At 51.2% G+C, this 1,156-nt stretch carries 1 protein-coding gene; it reads left to right on the forward strand.

All coding sequences use genetic code 11. The features are described from left to right. Positions 1–72: 72 nt before the first annotated feature. Positions 73–1,017 carry an IS5 family transposase gene (locus E0L35_RS25275; protein ID WP_138801713.1) on the forward strand — a complete coding sequence of 315 codons (945 nt, stop codon included), beginning with the start codon at positions 73–75 and terminating at the stop codon, positions 1,015–1,017. The last annotated feature ends 139 nt before the right edge of the window (positions 1,018–1,156 follow it).

Here is a 1,156-nt window from a genome sequence, read left to right on the forward strand (position 1 = left end):
GGAAGCTCTGAAAAAGTCACTGCCATCAGTGATAATACGGCTATCGTCAACTGCATAGGATTCAGTGCTGCCATGGATCAAATCACCTTCTCCGAAGCCGAGTACCAGAACAAGAAGAGAAAGACTCGCCGCGAACTCTTTCTGGAGCGGATGGACAAGCTGATCCCCTGGACGCAGCTGGAGAAGAAGATAGCCCGTTATTACCCCAAGGGCGAGAGCGGGCGGCCTCCGTATCCGTTGTCTGCCATGCTCCGCGTCCATTGCATGCAGTTGTTTTACAACCTGAGCGATCCGGCCATGGAAGACGCCCTCTACGAGATCGAGTCCATGCGCCAATTCGCCGGTTTGAAACTAGACCGATTGCCGGACGAAACCACGATTCTCAAGTTTCGCCATTTTCTGGAACACCACGGCCTTGGCAAGGTGCTGTTCCAGGAAGTGAACAACCACCTAGAGAAAAATGGCCTGATGCTGCGCGAAGGGAGCATTGTCGATGCCACTATCATCTCTGCGCCTAGTTCCACCAAAAACAAAAAAGGCGAGCGCGATCCGGAAATGCACCAGACTAAAAAAGGTAGCTCTTGGCACTTTGGCATGAAAATGCATATAGGTGTCGACGATAAGCTTGGGTTGATTCACAGCATCGAGACCACGGCTGCCAATGTCCATGACATTGTGCCTGCCGATAAGCTCCTTCACGGTGAAGAGCAACGCGTCTTCGGTGATGCCGGTTACCTGGGTATTCAAAAACGCGACGAGTACAAGCACCGCAACGATATCTCTTGGTATATTGCCAAACGGCCTGGCACCCGCAAGAAGCTAGATGCCAGGCGACAGAAAGTCGAAAACATCAAAGCCAGTATCCGTGCCAAGGTGGAGCACCCCTTTCGGTACATCAAACAAGTTTTTGGTTATGGCAAGGCTCGCTATCGTGGACTGGCCAAAAACACTCAGCGCCTGCACTTGCTGGCGGCGTTCAGCAACCTGCTGATCAGTGAGAAATACCTATGGGAATAGGGCGATTGCGCTCCTTTCCCGCTCAATGAGCGGGAAAGGAGCAAAAATACACAAAGAAAGGGAGAAGAGTGTCTGAATTTTCGATTTTTTGTCGGCTCAAGTAAGCGTTGATGAATATCGGCAGTTATTCAGACCTTCC

The sequence above is a fragment of the Halomonas sp. ATBC28 genome, from assembly GCF_005937175.1.
Taxonomy (GTDB): Bacteria; Pseudomonadota; Gammaproteobacteria; order Pseudomonadales; family Halomonadaceae; genus Vreelandella; species Vreelandella titanicae.

What these genes read in the sequence shown, in the direction of transcription:
- E0L35_RS25275 (WP_138801713.1), top strand. Translation starts at nt 73, where the DNA reads ATGGATCAAATCACCTTCTCCGAAGCCGAGTACCAGAACAAGAAGAGA.